33 protein-coding genes are annotated in these 19,232 nt (G+C 54.9%); all 33 read right to left on the bottom strand.

Features of this window, described 5'->3' with window-relative positions; all coding sequences use genetic code 11:
• Positions 1–20: 20 nt before the first annotated feature.
• Positions 21–647 carry a 30S ribosomal protein S4 gene (gene rpsD, locus FEAC_RS02290; RefSeq protein WP_035389047.1) on the bottom strand — a complete coding sequence of 209 codons (627 nt, stop codon included), beginning with the start codon at positions 645–647 and terminating at the stop codon, positions 21–23.
• Positions 648–1,046, bottom strand: coding sequence for a 30S ribosomal protein S11 (gene rpsK, locus FEAC_RS02285; RefSeq protein ID WP_035389048.1), 399 nt, complete (start codon positions 1,044–1,046; stop codon positions 648–650).
• Positions 1,047–1,105: 59 nt separating this feature from the next.
• Positions 1,106–1,483, bottom strand: a complete 378-nt coding sequence (gene rpsM, locus FEAC_RS02280) for a 30S ribosomal protein S13 (protein WP_035389049.1) — start codon at positions 1,481–1,483, stop codon at positions 1,106–1,108.
• Between the two features lie 2 nt (positions 1,484–1,485).
• Entirely contained in the window at positions 1,486–1,599 is a 114-nt protein-coding gene (gene rpmJ / locus FEAC_RS14465) for a 50S ribosomal protein L36 (RefSeq protein ID WP_081901038.1), read from the bottom strand.
• 102 nt (positions 1,600–1,701) lie between these two features.
• Positions 1,702–1,926 carry a translation initiation factor IF-1 gene (gene infA, locus FEAC_RS14460; protein ID WP_081901039.1) on the bottom strand — a complete coding sequence of 75 codons (225 nt, stop codon included), beginning with the start codon at positions 1,924–1,926 and terminating at the stop codon, positions 1,702–1,704.
• A 129-nt stretch (positions 1,927–2,055) separates the two neighbouring features.
• On the bottom strand, positions 2,056–2,811 hold the full coding sequence (gene map / locus FEAC_RS02275; protein ID WP_035389050.1) for a type I methionyl aminopeptidase: 756 nt from the start codon (positions 2,809–2,811) through the stop codon (positions 2,056–2,058).
• Positions 2,811–3,491 carry an adenylate kinase gene (locus FEAC_RS02270; protein ID WP_035389051.1) on the bottom strand — a complete coding sequence of 227 codons (681 nt, stop codon included), beginning with the start codon at positions 3,489–3,491 and terminating at the stop codon, positions 2,811–2,813. Before FEAC_RS02270 ends, map begins: the two co-directional genes overlap by 1 nt.
• On the bottom strand, positions 3,492–4,787 hold the full coding sequence (gene secY, locus FEAC_RS02265; RefSeq protein WP_035389052.1) for a preprotein translocase subunit SecY: 1,296 nt from the start codon (positions 4,785–4,787) through the stop codon (positions 3,492–3,494).
• Between the two features lie 25 nt (positions 4,788–4,812).
• Positions 4,813–5,313, bottom strand: coding sequence for a 50S ribosomal protein L15 (rplO, locus tag FEAC_RS02260; protein WP_052565289.1), 501 nt, complete (start codon positions 5,311–5,313; stop codon positions 4,813–4,815).
• Positions 5,310–5,522 carry a 50S ribosomal protein L30 gene (rpmD, locus tag FEAC_RS02255; protein ID WP_035389053.1) on the bottom strand — a complete coding sequence of 71 codons (213 nt, stop codon included), beginning with the start codon at positions 5,520–5,522 and terminating at the stop codon, positions 5,310–5,312. The genes rplO and rpmD overlap by 4 nt, the downstream gene beginning before the upstream one ends.
• Positions 5,515–6,057 (bottom strand): 30S ribosomal protein S5, encoded by a 543-nt coding sequence (gene rpsE / locus FEAC_RS02250; protein ID WP_052565286.1) that lies wholly within the window; start codon positions 6,055–6,057, stop codon positions 5,515–5,517. Before rpsE ends, rpmD begins: the two co-directional genes overlap by 8 nt.
• The gene (gene rplR, locus FEAC_RS02245; RefSeq protein ID WP_035389054.1) at positions 6,058–6,417 is read right to left on the bottom strand and encodes a 50S ribosomal protein L18; all 360 of its coding nucleotides are present in this window, start codon (positions 6,415–6,417) and stop codon (positions 6,058–6,060) included.
• Positions 6,418–6,423: 6 nt separating this feature from the next.
• Complete coding sequence (rplF, locus tag FEAC_RS02240) at positions 6,424–6,963, bottom strand: 50S ribosomal protein L6 (RefSeq protein ID WP_035389055.1); 540 nt, start codon at positions 6,961–6,963, stop codon at positions 6,424–6,426.
• Positions 6,964–6,975: 12 nt separating this feature from the next.
• On the bottom strand, positions 6,976–7,386 hold the full coding sequence (gene rpsH, locus FEAC_RS02235) for a 30S ribosomal protein S8 (RefSeq protein ID WP_035389056.1): 411 nt from the start codon (positions 7,384–7,386) through the stop codon (positions 6,976–6,978).
• Positions 7,387–7,396: 10 nt separating this feature from the next.
• Positions 7,397–7,582 (bottom strand): type Z 30S ribosomal protein S14, encoded by a 186-nt coding sequence (locus tag FEAC_RS14455; RefSeq protein WP_081901040.1) that lies wholly within the window; start codon positions 7,580–7,582, stop codon positions 7,397–7,399.
• A complete protein-coding gene (rplE, locus tag FEAC_RS02230) occupies positions 7,583–8,152 on the bottom strand; it encodes a 50S ribosomal protein L5 (RefSeq protein WP_035389057.1) in 570 nt (189 codons plus the stop codon). It lies immediately after the preceding gene.
• Positions 8,149–8,454: a 50S ribosomal protein L24 gene (gene rplX / locus FEAC_RS02225; RefSeq protein WP_035389058.1), complete on the bottom strand. Its 306-nt coding sequence runs from the start codon at positions 8,452–8,454 to the stop codon at positions 8,149–8,151. The genes rplE and rplX overlap by 4 nt, the downstream gene beginning before the upstream one ends.
• Positions 8,454–8,822, bottom strand: a complete 369-nt coding sequence (rplN, locus tag FEAC_RS02220; protein WP_035389059.1) for a 50S ribosomal protein L14 — start codon at positions 8,820–8,822, stop codon at positions 8,454–8,456. Before rplN ends, rplX begins: the two co-directional genes overlap by 1 nt.
• Positions 8,819–9,088, bottom strand: a complete 270-nt coding sequence (gene rpsQ, locus FEAC_RS02215) for a 30S ribosomal protein S17 (RefSeq protein ID WP_035389060.1) — start codon at positions 9,086–9,088, stop codon at positions 8,819–8,821. Before rpsQ ends, rplN begins: the two co-directional genes overlap by 4 nt.
• Positions 9,085–9,297, bottom strand: a complete 213-nt coding sequence (gene rpmC, locus FEAC_RS02210) for a 50S ribosomal protein L29 (RefSeq protein ID WP_035389061.1) — start codon at positions 9,295–9,297, stop codon at positions 9,085–9,087. The genes rpsQ and rpmC overlap by 4 nt, the downstream gene beginning before the upstream one ends.
• The gene (rplP, locus tag FEAC_RS02205) at positions 9,294–9,728 is read right to left on the bottom strand and encodes a 50S ribosomal protein L16 (protein WP_035389062.1); all 435 of its coding nucleotides are present in this window, start codon (positions 9,726–9,728) and stop codon (positions 9,294–9,296) included. The genes rpmC and rplP overlap by 4 nt, the downstream gene beginning before the upstream one ends.
• A gap of 3 nt (positions 9,729–9,731) precedes the next feature.
• Entirely contained in the window at positions 9,732–10,616 is an 885-nt protein-coding gene (gene rpsC / locus FEAC_RS02200; protein WP_035389063.1) for a 30S ribosomal protein S3, read from the bottom strand.
• Positions 10,616–11,404 carry a 50S ribosomal protein L22 gene (gene rplV / locus FEAC_RS16255; protein ID WP_371524751.1) on the bottom strand — a complete coding sequence of 263 codons (789 nt, stop codon included), beginning with the start codon at positions 11,402–11,404 and terminating at the stop codon, positions 10,616–10,618. Before rplV ends, rpsC begins: the two co-directional genes overlap by 1 nt.
• Entirely contained in the window at positions 11,404–11,685 is a 282-nt protein-coding gene (rpsS, locus tag FEAC_RS02190) for a 30S ribosomal protein S19 (RefSeq protein ID WP_035389064.1), read from the bottom strand. The genes rplV and rpsS overlap by 1 nt, the downstream gene beginning before the upstream one ends.
• Before the next feature lie 3 nt (positions 11,686–11,688).
• A complete protein-coding gene (gene rplB / locus FEAC_RS02185; protein ID WP_035389065.1) occupies positions 11,689–12,525 on the bottom strand; it encodes a 50S ribosomal protein L2 in 837 nt (278 codons plus the stop codon).
• 6 nt (positions 12,526–12,531) lie between these two features.
• Complete coding sequence (gene rplW / locus FEAC_RS02180) at positions 12,532–12,828, bottom strand: 50S ribosomal protein L23 (RefSeq protein WP_035389066.1); 297 nt, start codon at positions 12,826–12,828, stop codon at positions 12,532–12,534.
• A complete protein-coding gene (rplD, locus tag FEAC_RS02175) occupies positions 12,828–13,469 on the bottom strand; it encodes a 50S ribosomal protein L4 (RefSeq protein ID WP_035389067.1) in 642 nt (213 codons plus the stop codon). The genes rplW and rplD overlap by 1 nt, the downstream gene beginning before the upstream one ends.
• Complete coding sequence (gene rplC / locus FEAC_RS02170; RefSeq protein WP_035389068.1) at positions 13,466–14,113, bottom strand: 50S ribosomal protein L3; 648 nt, start codon at positions 14,111–14,113, stop codon at positions 13,466–13,468. Before rplC ends, rplD begins: the two co-directional genes overlap by 4 nt.
• A gap of 161 nt (positions 14,114–14,274) precedes the next feature.
• On the bottom strand, positions 14,275–14,595 hold the full coding sequence (gene rpsJ / locus FEAC_RS02165) for a 30S ribosomal protein S10 (RefSeq protein ID WP_035389069.1): 321 nt from the start codon (positions 14,593–14,595) through the stop codon (positions 14,275–14,277).
• Between the two features lie 89 nt (positions 14,596–14,684).
• Positions 14,685–15,872: an elongation factor Tu gene (tuf, locus tag FEAC_RS02160; protein WP_035389070.1), complete on the bottom strand. Its 1,188-nt coding sequence runs from the start codon at positions 15,870–15,872 to the stop codon at positions 14,685–14,687.
• Between the two features lie 70 nt (positions 15,873–15,942).
• Positions 15,943–18,030 carry an elongation factor G gene (gene fusA / locus FEAC_RS02155; protein ID WP_052565284.1) on the bottom strand — a complete coding sequence of 696 codons (2,088 nt, stop codon included), beginning with the start codon at positions 18,028–18,030 and terminating at the stop codon, positions 15,943–15,945.
• A gap of 258 nt (positions 18,031–18,288) precedes the next feature.
• Positions 18,289–18,759, bottom strand: coding sequence for a 30S ribosomal protein S7 (rpsG, locus tag FEAC_RS02150; protein WP_035389071.1), 471 nt, complete (start codon positions 18,757–18,759; stop codon positions 18,289–18,291).
• A gap of 4 nt (positions 18,760–18,763) precedes the next feature.
• On the bottom strand, positions 18,764–19,135 hold the full coding sequence (gene rpsL, locus FEAC_RS02145) for a 30S ribosomal protein S12 (protein WP_035389109.1): 372 nt from the start codon (positions 19,133–19,135) through the stop codon (positions 18,764–18,766).
• Positions 19,136–19,232: the final 97 nt, after the last annotated feature.

Here is a 19,232-nt window from a genome sequence, read left to right as displayed (position 1 = left end):
CAGCAGGGCCGAACCCGTCGTTACTTCGAGAAGAGCTCGACGACAAGCTGCTCTCGTACATCAAGATCAATCTGTTCACGGAGCGGGATGTTCAAGACGCGAGCCGAAAACCCTGCTGGCGCCATCTCGAGCCAGGCTGGAGCCGATCGCGCGACGATATCGCGGTTGAATTCGATCACAGCGAGCGACCGTGAACTCTCCTTGAGCGAAATCTCCTGGGTTGGCCGTAGTCGATAACTTGGGATATCTACCCTGCGACCATCGACCAGAATATGCCCGTGGCGAACTAACTGTCGCGCCTGTGCTCTCGAAGAGCCCCACCCGGCACGATAGACAACATTATCTAGACGCAACTCCAGCAACTGGAGCAGCCTCTCGCCGGTAATGCCCCGCTGTCTAGCGGCTTCGCCATAGGTCTTAGCAAACTGTCTTCCCATCACACCGTATGTCCGGCGCACCTTCTGCTTCTCACGCAACTGAATCGAGTACTCAGAGGGTTGCCGTTGGCGGTCGCGCCCGTGCTCGCCTGGAGGAAATCTGCCAATCGTAATTGGGCACTTTGCGCTATCGCACTTCGGACCCTTCAGGTACAACTTGGTCTTCTCTCGTCGGCATAACCGGCAAACCGGCCCTGTATAGCGAGCCATCTAAACTCTTCTCCTCTTCTTTGGCCGACACCCATTATGCGGGATCGGTGTCACATCGCGCACTGACCGGATCTCGATACCCGCTGACGCGAGCGCCTTGTGAGCCGTCTCTCGACCAGATCCCGGTCCCTTTAACATGACATCGACTTCACGAACGCCATGCTCCATCGCGCGCTTAGCACAGGTCTCACCAGCCACCTGCGCAGCGAACGGAGTCGACTTCCTGCTGCCCTTGAATCCAACGTTCCCTGAACTCGCCCAAGCGAGAACATTGCCCGTCGGATCTGTGATCGTCACGATCGTATTGTTAAACGAAGAATGTATATAGGCGACTCCTCGCGCTATATTCTTCCTCTCCCGTTTACGAGGCCTTCTACCTCCTGGTCGTGGCTTTGCCATGAAACTCCTCTCGACAACCGCTGCACGGTATCCAAATCAACTACCGCATTGCGGTCGGACTAACGCTTAACCTTCTTCTTGCCTGCCACTGTCTTGCGTGGGCCCTTGCGCGTACGCGCATTGGTGTGGGTTCGCTGACCATGGACCGGGAGTCCACGACGATGCCTTATGCCTGCATAGCATCCAATCTGGACCTTGCGCTTAATGTTCTGATCGACATCACGGCGCAAGTCACCCTCGACCTTTAAGTTTTGATCGATATAGGTACGAAGGCGCAAAACCTCATCATCGGTGAGATCACGCACCCGGGTATCCGGGTTTACCTCGGTCGCAGCACAGATCTGCTGCGAAGTCGTTAGTCCAATGCCGAAAATATAGGTAAGCGAGATCTCAACTCGCTTCTCCCTTGGAATGTCAACACCTGATATACGAGCCATCTCTATCCTTGCCGTTGCTTATGACGCGGATTCTCGCAAATCACGAGTACCCTACCTTCTCTGCGGATCAACTTGCACTTCTCACAGATAGGTTTGACGCTTGGTCGAACCTTCATAGTGCTCCTTCCTCAATTACCAAACGAAACTCTAATCTTCACAAAACCCTCCGACCGAAACCGGCTAGGAGGCGGCTCTGCAAAACCTCTTCAACTCGCGCCCTACTTGTACCGGTACGTGATACGACCTCGAGCGAGATCGTAAGGAGTGAACTCCACTTGGACCTTATCCCCTGGCAGTATACGGATACGATGCATGCGCATCTTTCCAGAGCTGTGGGCCAGTACCTTGAGTCCATTTTCTAACTCAACTCGAAACATCGCGTTAGGCAATGGCTCAACTACCGTCCCTTCAAGGACAATGGTGTCCTCTTTTCCTTTCGCCAGTTCATCCTCCTACAGATCACGCTGATTGATAGTACCCAGACACACTTTTAACAATGGATACGGCCACTAGGACCGATCGCCAGCTCTCTGGGCGCAAAAAGCTACCCTGCTAGTATAATCGGAAGCATCTCAAGAGATGTCGTCAAGTACGGTAAAGACTTCCGGGCCGCTATCGGTTATCGCGATAGTGTGCTCGAAGTGCGCCGCCCATGTGCCATCCGCAGTCACTACTCCCCAGCCATCAGGTAGAACCACCGTATCCTCACCACCGAGTGTGAACATCGGCTCCACGGCGTAAACCTCATGCACTCGCAGCTTTGGTCCGGCTCGTCCTGGCCAGTAGTTAGGCACGTTCGGAGGCTCATGCATCTGCGTCCCTATGCCATGGCCCACGTAGTCGCGAATCACCCCCAGATGAGCAGCCACGGCTATCTGCTCGACCGCGCGACCGATGTCATGGAGATGATTCCCTGCGACCATCTCACGAATTCCAGCCACGAGTGACTGTTCAGTAACCTCAATCAGGCGTTCGACACGCTTTGGCACCGAACCTACCGCAACTGTGATTGCAGCATCTCCGTGGTAACCCTCAACGATGGCGCCTGCATCGATCGAAATAATATCACCCTCATGAAGAATCTCCTCCTCATTCGGGATCCCGTGCACAATCACGTTGTTACGCGAAGCACATATAACCGCGGGGAATCCATGATAACCAAGAAAATTCGAACGAGCACCGCGACGCTCGAGTACCTCTCGAGCGACTTTGTCGAGATCAGCAGTGCTAACTCCGGGGCGGACTGCCTCCCGACAAGCTGCGAGCATCTCCGCAGTAACACGACCAGCCTTTCGCATCGAGGCAAGTTCGGTCTCAGTGCGAATCATTATCTACCGCCTTCAAAGAATCCATGGCTGGCGAGTACCTCACTGATGCGACCCAACACCACCTCCGGCGTCCCGACACCATCGACGATCTCGAGAAGGTTCATCTCGGTATAAAAACCCAATAACGGCGTGGTCGTCTGTTCATAGATCTCTAGCCGCCGTAGGATCGCAGCCTCAGTGTCGTCCTCACGTTGGATCAGCTCCCCACCACAGTTGTCGCAAATCCCAGGGGTCCTAGGTGGCAGTTCATCGGAGTATATGCTCCCACAAACTGAGCACACCCGCCGCGATGATAGGCGCCGGAGCACGAGGTCCACAGGCACCTCTAGGTTTATCACCATGTTGAGTGAGGCGGGCGCCAACAAATCATTGAGTGCCACCGCTTGTTCCCTCGTCCGCGGAAAACCATCGAGCACAAAACCGCGCAAGCGAGCATCTGGTTGTTCGAGCCTCTCGGCAATCACGCCATTGATGACAGAATCCGGCACCAACTCTCCACGATCCATAAATGACTTCGCCAACTGGCCAAAGGGAGAATCTGCCGCAACCGCCGCCCTTAGCATGTCGCCCGTCGAGATATGAGGAATAGCATATCGATGCGAAACTCTCACGCACTGAGTGCCCTTCCCAGCACCTTGTCGACCGACTACCACAAGTCGGAGGGGGTGACCAGCAACCATCTACTTCAAGAATCCCTTGTAATTGCGCATAGTGAGCTGGGAGTTGATCTGCTTCACGGTCTCAAGTGCAACGATAACCGAGATCAAAATAGTTGTGCCAGCATAAGGGAAAGAGGTTATATGCCACGCCGACAGCAGAATCGACGGGATGACCGCGATCGCGGCTAAGAACAGTGCGCCAGGCAGCGTGATTCGGTTCAAAATACGTGAGAGATACTGTTGAGTAGCCTGACCTGGACGAACTCCAGGAATATACCCATTTTGCTTACGTATGATCTCGGCCTGCTGATAGGGATCGAAAGCCACGGTGACATAGAAGAAGGTGAACACGATGATCAAGAGCCCATAGGTAATGATGTAAAAACCACTAGTGGCGTTGAGCAGATGGTTATTGACAAAGGTACGAAAGCTATTAACCGGAATGATGTTAGACAAAAGCACTGGGAAGTAAAGAATCGACGACGCAAAGATGATCGGAATGACCCCTGCCTGATTCACCTTGAGCGGAATATACGAGTTTCCGCCCTCATACATCCGACGCCCAACCACCCGACGGGCAAACACCACCGGGATCCGACGCTGACCCTGCTCGACAAAGACGATCGCCACTAGCAATAGAAGGACAACCACAACTATCACCGAGAACTTCGCAGCGCCGGCCTGATCGAAGATCAACCGCCCACCGGAGGGGATAATACTGACAACATTCGCGAAGATGAGAATAGACATCCCCTGTCCAACTCCGCGTTCGGTGATAGACTCCGCCATCCACATGACCAAGGCAGTACCAGCCGTTAACGTGAGGACGATAAACAATACCCTAGGCACGGTGAAGTTAGGGATGAGATCAAGCGATTTCTGGTTCGCCAAGAGAATACCCAAGCCACTATGAAAGACGAATGCAAGCCCTGTGGCCTGAAGAAGTGCGAGTCCAATTGTAAGGTATCTCGTCGTCTGAGTGATCTTACGCTCACCCGCGGAACCTTGGTCGCGCCACTCCGAAAGCTTCGGTATCACTCCGGTGAGAAGTTGGATGATAATCGACGACGTGATGTAGGGCATAATACCAAGCCCAAAAAGCGCCGCGCGTGACAGCGCTCCGCCGGAGAACAAATCCAAAAACCCAAAGACACCGGCACCTTGTGACTGAGTAACAAGCTGGTGGATGGCAGAATAACTGACCCCTGGGACCGGTATATTCGATCCCAACTGGTAGATACCCACGATGAGCAGCGTGAAAAGGACCTTATTCCTAAGGTCCTTGACACGAAAAATATTCACAAAGTTTTGCAGCATCTGACTTTTAACCGCTCCTGGTTCACTACCGATTCATCAGGGCGTTGCCCAACGATGGGCGACGACCTGACTTGTAGGGCAACGGCACCTCAGTAACCGTTCCACCCGCTGATTCTATCAGCTCTCTGGCGGCCTTTGAAAATCCATGCGCCGATACCGAAAGAGAGGAACTGAGTGCTCCCCTAGCGCAAATCTTGACCAAGGCACCCTTGCGAATCACGCCAGCGGTCTCCAAAACCTCCGGTGAAATCGCCTGCGCGCCTCGTTCGGCGAGCAAACTCAACTGATCGAGATTGACAACGGTATAGGAGACACGGAAAGGATTGTCGAACCCACGCAACTTAGGAATTCGTTGTGTGAGCGGTAGCTGACCACCCTCGAATCCTACCGGGATGGTATCGCGTGCGCCTTGTCCCTTCGTACCGCGTCCGGCTGTCTTGCCTCCCTTTCCACCTATACCACGACCGACCCGGCGCTTACGCGTCTTGGAGCCCTCGTTCGGCGCCAGTTCATGCAGATATATCATTTAATCTCCTCTACCACCACGAGGTGGGCGACGTTGCGTAACATTCCCCGAATCTCCGGGCGATCAGGCAACACATGCTCCCTGCCAATACGACCCAGCCCAAGAGCTCTTAACGTGCCCTTATGTACCGGCTTAGACCCTATGAGCGAACGCACTTGTCGCACCTTGATCTGCTTCACAACAGCTTTGGAACTCGATGCTTTAGCCATGAGCGCTCTCCTGCTGACGCTTTCGTTCCTCGAAGGATGCGAGCATCCCCTTGGGAGCTATCTGGTCTGGATACTTGCCTCGTGCAGTCGCGATCTGGTCAGGGCTGAGCAGATGAGCAAGCCCATCCATCGTGGCATGGGCGACATTGATGCCGTTTGAAGACCCTAACGACTTCGCCAACACATCGGTGATACCCGCCATCTCGAGGATGGCGCGTGCGGCACCACCAGCAATTACACCGGTGCCGGGGGCTGCCGGCTTGAGCAAAACTCGTCCAGCTCCAGCACGTCCGATGATTGGATGTGGAATGGTGCTACCAGCAAGCGGTACCGAGATCAACTTGCGTCGCGCCTCCTCGGTACCTTTTTGAACCGCGATGCTCGCCTCTTTGGCCTTGCCGTAGCCGATGCCTACTCGACCGTTACCATCGCCAACGACCATCAACGCGGTGAAGGAGAACCTACGTCCGCCCTTGACCACCTTCGACACTCGATTGACCTTGATAGTCCGATCCTCATACTGACTCTCAGCCATCTAAAACTCCAATCCGGCTTCGCGAGCCGCGTCCGCTAAAGCGGCAACTCGGCCGTGATATTGAAAACCACCTCGGTCAAAAACAACACGACTTACACCGTGAGCTACTGCCCGCTGCGCTATGGTCTGACCGACTCTCTTAGCCGCATCGCAGTTACCAGTAGAACTCCCAACAAACTCAGCCTCTAACGTGGAGGCAGAGACTAGCGTCACTCCCTGACTGTCGTCAATGAGCTGAACAAACATATGCTTGTTAGAGCGATACACAGCGAGCCGCGGGCGATCAGTCGAACCGATAACCTTACGGCGTACTCGCTGATGCCGCCTCTTTTGCCGACTGTACGACTGGCTTACCGACATCGCTACCTACTTCCCGGCCTTTCCAACCTTGCGCACTACCTTCTCACCTTCATATCGAACACCCTTGCCCTTGTACGGCTCTGGCTTACGAATCTTACGAATGTTGGCAGCGACCTGACCTACGAGCTCCTTGTCGACCCCTTGTACAACCAATCGAGTCGGGCTAGGTGCCTCGAACCCAATTCCATCGGGAGCCTTGACGATCACCGGGTGCGAAAACCCAAGTGCTAGCTCAATCTCACTCGGCGAACGCAGTTGAGCGCGATACCCAACTCCCACTATCTCGAGCTGCTTGCGATAACCCTCGCTAACACCGACGACCATATTATTTACCAGGGTGCGCGACAATCCGTGCATGGCTCTTGCCTGTCGCGAATCATCGACTCGCTGCACCGTAACCGTACGATCATCGAGCTCGACCTCTACCATCGGCGGCATCGTGCGCTCGAGAACACCCTTAGGTCCATTTACCTTAACTCGGGTGCCCTCAATAGTTACCGTCACACCATCGGGCAAAATGATCGGCTGCTTGCCTATACGTGACACTGTTCTACTCCTCTACCAGACATGACAGATGACTTCGCCACCGACACCGGCCCTGCGTGCATCCCGATCAGTCATCAGACCATGAGAGGTCGACAACACCGCTACACCCATACCACCAAATACCCGCTGAATCGAGGCGGCCTGGGTATAGACACGGAGGCCGGGCTTCGATACTCGAGTTATCCCATTGATGGCGCAATCTCTATTGCGGGATCCGACATAACGCAGCTGGATCTCAAGCACTGTCCCGGGACCCTCAACTGCAGGTGCAACCGAGAAGCCATCAATATAGCCCTCCTCTTTGAGAATCCTGGCTAACTCAGTCTTGATCTTCGAGCCAGGCATACGCACAACACTGTGTCGGACCCGCGAGGCATTGCGGATCCGCGTGAGCATATCCGCGATTGGATCAGTCATACTCATCGCAAACCTCCTACCAACTCGCCTTAGTCACACCAGGGATCTCCCCGAGGTGCGCCATCTCTCTGAGGCAGATCCTGCAGAGTCCAAACTTCCTATACACCGCGTGCGGACGCCCGCAACGCTGACAACGAGTGTAAGCACGCACCCGATACTTGGGCCGACGATTGGTCTTCGCAATCAATGCCTTAGTAGCCATTTACAAACCTTCCTTCCGGAATGGGAAGCCAAAGGCAAGCAACAAAGCCTTGCCCTGTGCATCAGACTCAGCTGTGGTGACGATGGTGATATCCATGCCACGAGTAGCATCGATCTTGTCGTAGTCAATCTCCGGGAAGATCAACTGCTCATTAACACCAAACGAATAATTGCCGTGCCCGTCGAATGAGCGTGGGTTGAGTCCTCGAAAGTCTCGGATTCGAGGAATAGCGATAGCTACTAACCGATCAAAGAACTCCCACATGCGATCGCCTCGCAGCGTCACCATTGCACCGATCGGCATGCCCTCCCTCAACTTGAAGGCCGCGATAGACTTGCGTGCACGACGGGTCGCCGGCTTCTGACCGGTAATCGTCTCGAGGTCCCGAATAGCGCCCTCCAGCAGTGACTGCTGTTGCGTCGCCCTTCCGACTCCCATATTGACGACGATCTTGTCAAGCGTAGGAACCTGGTGTATGTTGACCACGCCAAGAGACTCGAACAACTGAGCTCTTACCTCTTGTTCGAAGCGAACCTTCAACCGAGGCCGTTGAGTAGTACTGGTGCTCATAGCGCTGTCCTGCACTTTCTGCATACCCGAAAGCGTTTTCCGAACTCATCTACATCCATGGCGATCCGGGTAGGACCACAAGACGAACAGACTATTGCTACGTTCGACGCATCTATCGGTAGCGACTTCTCGATGATACCACCTGGAGTCGTGGCATCACGAGCCTTCGTATGCCGTTGAACCATATGGACTCCCTCAACCAGCACTCTCCCTTCACCCGGAAATGCCTTTAGGATCTGTCCTTCGGAGCCACGGTCCTTGCCCGAAAGCACACGAACTCGATCTCCACTCTTTAACCGCATTACAACACCTCCGGTGCCAACGAAACGATGCGCATGAAGCGCTTATCACGAAGCTCGCGCCCTACAGGCCCGAAGATACGTGTCCCACGTGGCTGCATCTGATCATTGATCAATACCGCAGCATTATCATCAAAACGGATGTAGCTACCGTCAGCCCGTCGCGACTCTTTACGAGTCCTAACGACGACACACTTAACCACATCACCGCGCTTCACACCCGCCCCAGGAAGGGCATCCTTCACGGTCGCGATGAAGACATCGCCAATACCCGCGTAGCGTCGCCGACTACCACCGAGCACGCGAATGCACAAAACCTCTCGTGCGCCTGAATTATCAGCGACACGCAGTCGACTCTCCTGCTGAATCACCTTGCACGCTCCACAACTCGAACCAACCTCCAACGCTTCAGCTTGGAGAGCGGACGGGTCTCCTCGACCTCGACCGTATCGCCAACATGGGCGTCGTTATTCACATCATGAACGTACAATCTCTTCGTCTTTGAAATCGTACGCATGTAACGCGGATGCCGCACTCTTTGATTCACCAGAACGATAATCGTCTGGTTCATCGCATCAGAGGCGACAACACCCTCACGGACCTTGCGCTGCGGGCGTACCTCGGGCGACTCGCTCATAATTCTCCTCCTAGTGCAGCGACTCGCCGCTCACTCAAAACCGTCTCGATGCGAGCGATCTCCTTACGGAGCAATCCAAGCTTCGCCGTATCAGTCCCCTGGGCAGAGGCGATGGCAAATCGGAGCCTAAAAAGCTCCTCCTTTGTCTCCCCAAGCTTGGTCCTTAGCTCATCATCAAGCATGTCACGATATTCGGTAGCCTTGCTCACCTTGAACCTCCGATGGCTTCCACGCCCTCCTTGATGACAAATCGCGCTTTGATCGGAAGCTTCTGTATAGCACGCTCCATAGCCGCACGCCCGAGCTCCTCATTGACACCATCGAGCTCGAACAGGATCTTCCCAGGGCGCACCACGGCAACCCAAAACTCGGGGTTACCCTTTCCTGAGCCCATGCGCGTCTCCGCGGGCTTCTTTGTGACCGGCTTATCCGGGAAAACACGAATCCACACCTTGCCGCCACGACGAACGTGACGCGTCATCGCAACACGAGCAGCCTCAATCTGCCTGGCCGTAATCCACCCCGGCTCTAACGCCTGGATTCCATACCGACCAAAACTGACCTCTGTACCACCCTTAGCCATACCGGTAAGACGACCGCGATGGGTCTTACGGTGCTTAACTTTACGGGGCATCAGCATCGACTAATCCACCTCCTTCTTGAAGTGCGGCGCCTCGTGTCCCTCTTCTTTGGTACGACGCTCGATATCCTCTTCCTCTGCAAGGAGGCGTTCAAGCTCCTCAGGAACTACCGGTTCTTCGATCTTCGGAGGACGGGTTACAACCGCCTCATCAACCGCAACCTCATCGGCGGCGCGACGCCTGCCACCACCGGCTGTAATAATACGTCGTGGCCGGTCGGGCAACGCTGGTCTGGCAGTAGCGGTTACAGCCGTCTGGTAAGGAACGATGTCACCACGGTAGATCCATACCTTGACCCCGACTGTGCCGGAGTTCGTATGTGCCTCACGCAAACCATAATCTATGTCTGCTCGAAGTGTATGCCTTGGAACACGTCCTTCGCGATGCGTCTCACGTCTTGCCATCTCAGACCCACCCAGTCGACCTGAACACTGGACTGTGACTCCCTTGCCACCCTCCTTCATCACGATCTGAATGGAACGCTTCATTGCGCGTCGAAAACTCACGCGACGAGAGATCTGATCGGCGATGCTTTGAGCCACGAGAGTAGCGTCGAGCTCTGGATTACGAACCTCTTCTACATTTAACTGCACTCTTGGGTAACTAGTCAGCTTCTCGAGTGCCTTACGCAGTCGGTCGACCTCGGAACCCTTCTTGCCGATGACAATGCCAGGGCGAGCAGTATGGATGTCTACTTTTAGACGATCACGAGTCCGTTCGATATCGATACGCGACACCGCCGCCGTAGCCAGCTCTCGCTGTAGCCAGGAACGGATCTTGTAATCCTCAATGACCCACTTCTGGTAATCCTTCTCGGCAAACCAACGCGACTTCCAGTCGGTCGTAATACCCAATCGGAACCCATAAGGGTGTATCTTCTGACCCATTATGAGTCCTCCCGTCCTTCTTCGACAACCGCTGGGTCGTCATCTGCTAAGCCAGCGTCCTCTGCGACGATCGCGGCCTCGTCACCGGCATCGACCGATCGTTCTGGAACCTCATCTGCTGGCGAGGACTCAACGGCATCGGCGTCCACTACCTCAGGTTCAACCACAACGGTCTCTTGCGCCTGGGCCTCAACTACCGCACCATCACTGGTACTCCAACCCTCAGCCGTGTCGACGCTATCGACAATTGGATCAGCCACGACGTTGTCTTCGTTCGCTAGCCCTGTGTTCTCTGGCCCTGTGTTCTCTGGCCCTGTCGCAAGAGCCGGCGTGTCGGTCGCTTGTGTGGTACCACGCGAGGAGGCCACCCTCTGAGCACGACGCGCGCTTTGGCGACCAGAGCTCTTTGCCGCCTCAACCCTCCGCATCTCGAGCGGCATCTCCTCAACAACGATGGTTATATGGCAGCTACGCTTGCGAATACGCGTCGCCCGACCGCGAGCTCGCGGCCGAAATCGCTTGATCGTCGGGCCCTCGTCGGCGAAAGCAGCTGCGACAAACACCTCATCCGCGCCAAGGCCGTAGCGAACCGTAGCATTAGCGACTGCTGAGGCGAGCAATTTGCCAACTACCTCACTGGCCTCCCGATTGACCAACGAAAGTGCCCTAATAGCGTCAACCGCCGACTTGCCTCGAATGAGATCGAGAACCTGTCGAGCCTTGGTGGGGCTCATGCGGAAGTAACGCAGAACCGCGCGTGCCTGATTCGCCTCTAACGTCTGCGCCACTATCGTCTCCTCGCTGTCTTTTCTTGACCGGCATGGTAACGGAAGGTCCGAGTCGGCGCAAACTCGCCGAGCTTGTGTCCGACCATGGACTCGGTGACATAGACCGGTACGTGCTTACGACCGTCATGGACCGCGATGGTGTGTCCAACCATATCCGGAATAATTGTTGATCTCCGAGACCAGGTCTTTATGACTCGCTTCTCGCTCTTCTCATTCAGATCATCGACCTTCTTGAGCAGATGGTCATCGACAAATGGGCCCTTTTTAAGACTTCTAGGCATCTACTATCTCCTGGCTCCGCGACCGCGACGTCGTCGAATAATTAACTGATCGGAATCACGATGTGCGCGCCGAGTGCGACCCTCTGGTTTACCCCAAGGGGAGACCGGGTGGCGCCCACCCGAAGTCTTGCCTTCACCACCGCCAAGGGGGTGATCGACCGGGTTCATGGCGACACCACGGGTCTGTGGGCGCACTCCCTTCCAACGGTTTCGACCGGCCTTACCAATAGAGAGAAGCTCGAACTCTGCGTTACCAACCTCGCCGATGGTGGCTCGAGCGTCGGCCGGAACTCGTCGCATCTCTGTCGATGGGAGTCGGAGCGTAGCGTAAACCTCGTCACGACCGACGAGCTGAACACTCATACCCGCACTTCTAGCGATTTTACCCCCCTGGCCAGGACGTAACTCAACGTTGTGAACCACAGACCCGACTGGGATAGCACGCAACGGCAAGGCATTGCCGACGGTAATATCGGCGCCAACACCCGATTGCACCTTATCGCCGACCTTCAACCCTCGAGGAGCCAGAATATATCGCTTTTCACCGTCATGATAATGAAGCAGAGCGATACGAGCATTTCGATTCGGATCGTACTCAATCGCTGCTACCGTAGCCGGAACTCCATCCTTGGTTCGCTTGAAATCTATCAAACGATACTGCTGTTTGTGTCCCCCTCCACGGTGTCGCGCCGTCTTGCGGCCCTTAGAGTTACGACCCCCACTGCTCGACTTCGGCTGTAGCAACGACTTCTCAGGAGCCTTCTTGGTGAGTTCATCAAAAGTTGAGACCGACTGGAAACGTCGCCCTGCACTGGTTGGTTTTCGTCTACGAATCGCCATATCTACCTACCTCTGCAACAACTCAATAGCAAAACCCTCGCGAAGTGTCACGTAAGCGATTTTGGTATCCGGACGAAAGCTAACCTTACCGGTGCGTCGATTTCGCGTCGACTTGCCCTTGCGATTCAATGTGTTAACCTTGGCCACCTTGACCTCGAAGAGCTTCTCCACCGCCTTGCGGACATCAATCTTCGTGGCATCGGTGTCGACCTCGAAGGTATAGACACCGGTATCCATAAGGTTATAGCTCTTCTCAGACACGAGTGGTCTGCGCAACACCTGGTAACGATCCCCAGCGTGCATTATTCACTCTCCCTGTCACTTAAGCGATCAACAATAGCGGACAACCCAGCCTCGGTAAAGAGCACTACATCGCTTGTGAGCACAGTACGCGTCAAAAGCGATGCTGGGGTTGCGATCATGAGCTCAGGTAGATTCCGAAAACTCCTGACGATACCAGCCTCTGCAGGCAGCGCCACGAGCGAGACGTTCTTACCGACGAGTCCGGCGGCCTGTACGATGTTGACAGCGCCTTTGGTCGAAGGTGTCTCCAGCTCGCCACGTAGAACATAGATAGCGCCGCCACGAGCCCTGTCAGAAAGAGCCTGCCTGAGAGCAGCTCTCACCATCTTCTTGGGAGTGGCCTGCGCATAGCTGCGAGGTCGAGGGCCATGGACAATCCCACCACCTGTGAACTGCGGGGCGCGAGTCGAGCCCTGGCGTGCGTTGCCGGTACCCTTCTGACGGAACGGCTTAGCACCACCACCAGATACCTCGGCACGTGTCTTGGTCGAGTGAGTACCTCGTCGACGGTTAGCCTCTTCCGCCACCACTACCTGATGCAACAAGCCAACGTTAGCCGGCACATCAAAAACCTGATCTACGAGGACGATCTCGCCCTCGAGGCTGCCGGTCACACCGACTACTTTTGCCTGCTGGGTCATATCCGCTTCCCGCCTTTCACCGTATCGCGAATGACAACCATCGCACCACGTGGACCTGGCACGGCACCCTTGATCAACAGGAGTTGACGATCAGGCTCAGAACGCACAACCTCGAGGTTCATGATCGTCGTCCGCTCACTACCGTACTGCCCAGCCATACGGGTTCCCTTGAAGACACGCGCTGGAGTGGCGCAGGCCCCGATCGAACCAGGAGCACGGTGCTTCTTGTGGTTACCGTGGCTTCCGCCCTGGCCCTTGAAATTATGACGCTTCATACCGCCAGAGAATCCGTGACCACGACTAGTTCCAATAACATCGACCCTGTCGCCGGTGCTGATAGCCGAGGCGTCGATCTGGGAACCCACTCCCAACTCTTGCGACCCCTCTAGTCGAAACTCCATAATCTTTCGTCCGGGCTCGACTCCTCTTGAGGTGAACTGCCCAAGAACTGGTTTGGTCAACCGGGATGGTTGGACGACGCCTACGGCAACCTGTAGCGCCTCATAACCGTCACGCTCCATCGTCTTGCGGCGGAGCACTCTCGCCGGCAAAACCCGTATCACCGTAACCGGAACGACACGATCGTTATCCACCCAAATTTGGGTCATGCCGATTTTCTCGCCGACCACTGTCTTACTAGCCATGAAATCCTTCAATCTTTGCAACGGCACATACACACAATCGTGCATTGGTGCCCATAGGTCAGAAACTGCCGGAGGGTCCCTGAAAGGCACAACCGGACATAAAACGACCCTCTAATACTACTACTCAGAAGACGCCGACCAGGCATCTTAGCTGAGCCTTTTTAAACGTTTTGAATCTTGATCTCGATATCGACACCCGCTGGGAGTTCTAATCGTTTCAGCGCATCAACCGTCTTCGCCGAATGATCGACGATATCGAGTAGGCGCTTGTGAACCCGCATCTCAAAATGCTCGCGAGAGTCCTTGTACTTGTGAGGAGAGCGAATCACTGTATACCGATGAATATCGGTCGGCAGTGGCACTGGGCCGACCACCTTCCCTTGCGTACGCGTCACCGTATCGACAATACGTTGGGTCGACGCCTCCAGGATCTCATGATCGAAACCTTTGATCCTTATTCTAATTCGTTGTTTATCACTCATTTTGCTCCATCTCCGCTCCGGCCACCGACCGCGAGCTCCCCAAACACAGGGAATGGCCCGGAGCGCACTCCGGGCCATTCACCGATGAACTACTTAATGATCTTAACGACGCGACCAGCGCCAACAGTACGACCACCCTCGCGGATAGCGAACCGAAGACCCTCGTCCATCGCAATCGGCTTACCAAGTTCGACCTTGATGGTGATGTTATCACCAGGCATAGCCATCTCAGTGCCTTCAGGAAGCATGATGCTTCCGGTAACGTCCGTAGTCCTGAAGTAGAACTGCGGGCGATAATGGTTGAAGAACGGCTTGTGACGTCCACCCTCTTCTTTGGAAAGGACGTAGACGTTCGCCTCGAACTCAGTATGGGGAGTAATACTGCCAGGCTTGCAGACAACCTGCCCGCGCTCGACATCTGTCCTCTTCACACCACGAAGGAGAACTCCAACGTTGTCTCCGGCCATACCCTCGCCGAGCTCCTTGTTGAACATCTCAACACCAGTAACCACCGTCTTCTGGGTAGCACGAAGTCCGACGATCTCGACCTCTTCAGATACCTTGATCTTGCCAGCCTCGACCTTACCAGTGACGACGGTACCTCGACCAGGGATAGTCAACACGTCCTCGATAGGCATTAGGAAGGGTCGATCGAGCGGTCGATCAGGCTCAGGAATGTACTCATCGACGGCATCCATGAGCTCGATGATCTTGTTTTCCCACTCGGCATCGCCCTCGAGAGCCTTAAGTGCAGATACCCGAACGATTGGGGTATCATCGCCAGGGAACTCATACTCGTTTAGCAGCTCTCGGACCTCTAGCTCAACCAGATCCAAAAGCTCCTCATCATCGACCATGTCGGCCTTATTAAGCGCCACCACGATGTAAGGGACGCCTACCTGACGAGCGAGCAAGACATGTTCGCGAGTCTGAGGCATAGGACCATCAGTTGCAGCAACCACCAGGATCGCTCCATCCACTTGGGCCGCACCAGTGATCATGTTCTTGATATAGTCAGCGTGACCTGGCATATCAACATGGGCATAGTGCCGCCTATCGGTCTCATACTCGACGTGCGAGATGGCAATGGTTATACCACGAGCCTTCTCTTCCGGCGCCTTATCGATCTGATCGAAAGGCTTGAACTTCACATTTGGATTTCGCTGCGACAACACCTTTGTAATAGCCGCCGTCAACGTCGTCTTACCATGGTCAATGTGACCCATGGTACCGATGTTCAAGTGAGGCTTACTTCGCTCGAACTTCTGCTTTGCCATCTTCTCCTGCTCCGTTGCTACTCACTGCGCCCATATGGCGCAACCTTGACCCATTACAGAACTACGTAGTCTACTCGCCTCGGACCTTACGAACGATCTCCGCCGCAATTGAATCCGGGACTTCTTGATACGCATGGAACTGCATGGTATACGTCGCCCGACCTTGCGTCCTAGAACGCACGTCGGTGGCGTAACCAAACATCTCCGACAATGGAACCAGGGCGCGGATAACTTGGTTACTCCCGACCTGATCCATGCCCTCGACTCGGCCACGCCGAGACGAGAGATCTCCGATGACATCCCCCATGTAATCATCTGGGGTTACCACCTCTACCGCCATTATCGGCTCGAGAAGCACAGGATGTGCCGCCCGAACCGCCTTCTTAACCGCCATCGAACCCGCAATACGAAACGCCATCTCTGATGAGTCAACATCGTGATAGGAGCCGAAGACTAAGGTGACCCGAAGATCCTCGACCGGATAACCGGCCAAGACACCTGAGCCTAGTGCGTCTTGGATACCGGCGTCCACGGCTGGTATATACTCTTTCGGAATTACGCCACCTGTGATCTTGTCGACAAACTCGTAACCACTGCCGGTCCCAAGAGGCTCAACGTTGATCACCACGTGGCCATACTGGCCACGACCACCAGTCTGACGAATATAACGCTCCTCTATTCGCTCCACTGGCTTACGAATAGTCTCGCGATAGGCTACCTGTGGTTTGCCCACATTTGCATCAACCTTGAACTCTCGGAGCATCCGATCGACTAGGACCTCAAGATGGAGCTCGCCCATGCCCGAGATGACCGTCTGACCCGTCTCTTGATCTGAACGCACACGAAAAGTAGGATCCTCCTCGGAGAGCGCGAACAGCGCACGACTCATCTTCTCCTGGTCAGCCTTGGTCTTTGGCTCGACTGCGACATGAATCACTGGGTCCGGAAACTCTAGGCTCTCCAAGATGATTGGTTTAGACGGATCGCACAGCGTATCTCCCGTGGTGGTGTTCTTGAAACCAACCGCAGCGACGATGTCGCCGGCAGCTACGGTGTCGATATCCTCACGGTGATTCGCGTGCATCAGAAGAATACGACCAAGTCGCTCCTTCTTGTCCTTGGTGGAGTTCAAAACCGTTGCGCCCTTCTCAAGGGTGCCAGAGTAAACCCGGAAATAGGTGAGTTTTCCGACAAACGGATCGGTCATGATCTTAAACGCAAGTGCCGAGAACGGAGCTTCATCAGAGGGCTCACGCTCCAACATCTCGGAACCAGACAAGCTAGTGCCCACCGCAGGAGCGATATCAACCGGAGAGGGAAGATAGTCTACAACCGCGTCTAGCAACGGTTGGACTCCCTTGTTCTTGAACGCTGAGCCACATAGGACAGGCACAAGAGAGTTGTCGATGGTCGCCTTGCGAATAGCACTTTCGAGGAACTCAGGTGAGATCTCCATATCCCCGATATAGAGCTCCATAAGCTCATCGTCGAAGTTGCTAAGAACATCGATTAAGTCACGATGCGCCTTCTCGGCGGCCGCCTCAAGATTAGCGGGGATAGGTTCAGTGTGAAACTTATCACCCATTCCCTCATCCCAGATGATCGCCTCCATCCGGAGAAGGTCAATTACTCCGAGAAAATCACTCTCAGATCCTATTGGAAGTTGTATGACCAGTGGGTTAGCATCCAATCGATCCTTAATCATGTCGACACAACGCTCAAAGTTCGCACCAACACGATCCATCTTGTTGATGAAGCAGATACGAGGGACCGCATACTTGTTGCCTTGGCGCCAAACGGTCTCTGTTTGCGGCTCCACCCCAGCGACCGCATCGAATACAGCAACCGCCCCATCGAGCACTCTCAACGAACGCTCCACCTCTACGGTGAAGTCGACGTGACCAGGCGTGTCGATGATGTTGACCCGGTGATCCTTCCAAAACGCGGTGGTAGCAGCGGAGGTGATAGTGATCCCGCGCTCCTGCTCCTGAGGCATCCAGTCCATGGTGGCCGCGCCCTCATGAACCTCACCAATCTTGTAATTCTTACCGGTGTAGTACAGAATGCGCTCGGTAGTCGTGGTCTTACCCGCATCGATATGCGCCATGATCCCGATATTACGAATTCGATCGAGAGGCATCTCCCGCTTCGTCGCCATTTACTTCTTCTCCTCTGCGTAACACACCACGAGTACTCTCTCGCAGTGCCCGCCCATCATCTCTTCCTCGGCCCTAGCCTTGGAAGCTAAGAACAAACCCCCAACCTGATGCCCGCCTACGACGGGCTGACACACCAACCTCAAACGCCACCGCCTCAAATGCCACCGCCGCAACTGCACACTGCGGAAACACTCTCGATACATACGCTCACGAAACACCGTACCGCGCTTGGAACAGACCAAACCGGCAGGGCGCCTTTACCAGCGGTAGTGCATAAATGCGCGGTTTGACTCAGCCATCTTATGAGTGTCATCGCGGCGCTTCACCGAGGCACCGACTCCATTGGATGCGTCAAGTACCTCGTTGGCTAGCCGTTCAACCATCGTCTTCTCGCGACGGCCTTTAGCGTTGGTCACAATCCAACGGATAGCCACCGAGTTCGCCCGTCTGGGCTTCACAAGAACAGGAACCTGGTAGGTGGTACCACCGACTCGCCGCGATCGGACCTCGGTATCGGGCCGCGTATTATCGACCGCGCGCTTGAGTACAGCGACTGGGTCACTACCGACCTTCTCTGCAATCACGTCGAGGGCACGGTAGACTATGTGTTCCGCGACCGACTTTTTGCCACTCACTAGCACCTTATTGACAAACTGAGCAACCAAAACGGAATGATACACAGGATCGGAAGCAATGAACCTAGGTTGGATTGGGCCCTTTCTGGGCATGACTCTACTTCTCCCTCTTCGCGCCGTATCGGCTACGAGCCTGTTTGCGATTCTTCACGCCTGCTGAGTCGAGCGACCCTCGAACGATCTTGTAGCGAACGCCAGGTAAGTCCTTGACACGTCCACCTCTGACTAGGACGATGGAGTGCTCCTGGAGATTGTGTCCAATCCCAGGAATATATGCCGTCACCTCTACTCCAGAGGTCAAGCGAACGCGCGCCACCTTCCGCAAAGCCGAGTTCGGCTTCTTCGGAGTAGCCGTGTACACGCGAGTACATACCCCACGACGCTGAGGTGAACCCTTCAGTGCCGGTGTTTTGGTCTTGGTCCGCTTGGACTCTCGACCTTTCCTAACTAACTGTGAAATCGTAGGCAAGACGTTCCTCTCGTCAAATACATTCTGGAATAGCCAACACACAGAGCAGCCCAGAGCCACTCCTGGCCCAACGGGACAGTCTAACTGACATTGATAC

It is taken from the genome of Ferrimicrobium acidiphilum DSM 19497, from assembly GCF_000949255.1.
GTDB lineage: Bacteria > Actinomycetota > Acidimicrobiia > Acidimicrobiales > Acidimicrobiaceae > Ferrimicrobium > Ferrimicrobium acidiphilum.
This window is presented reverse-complemented; position numbering and strand designations above follow the sequence as displayed.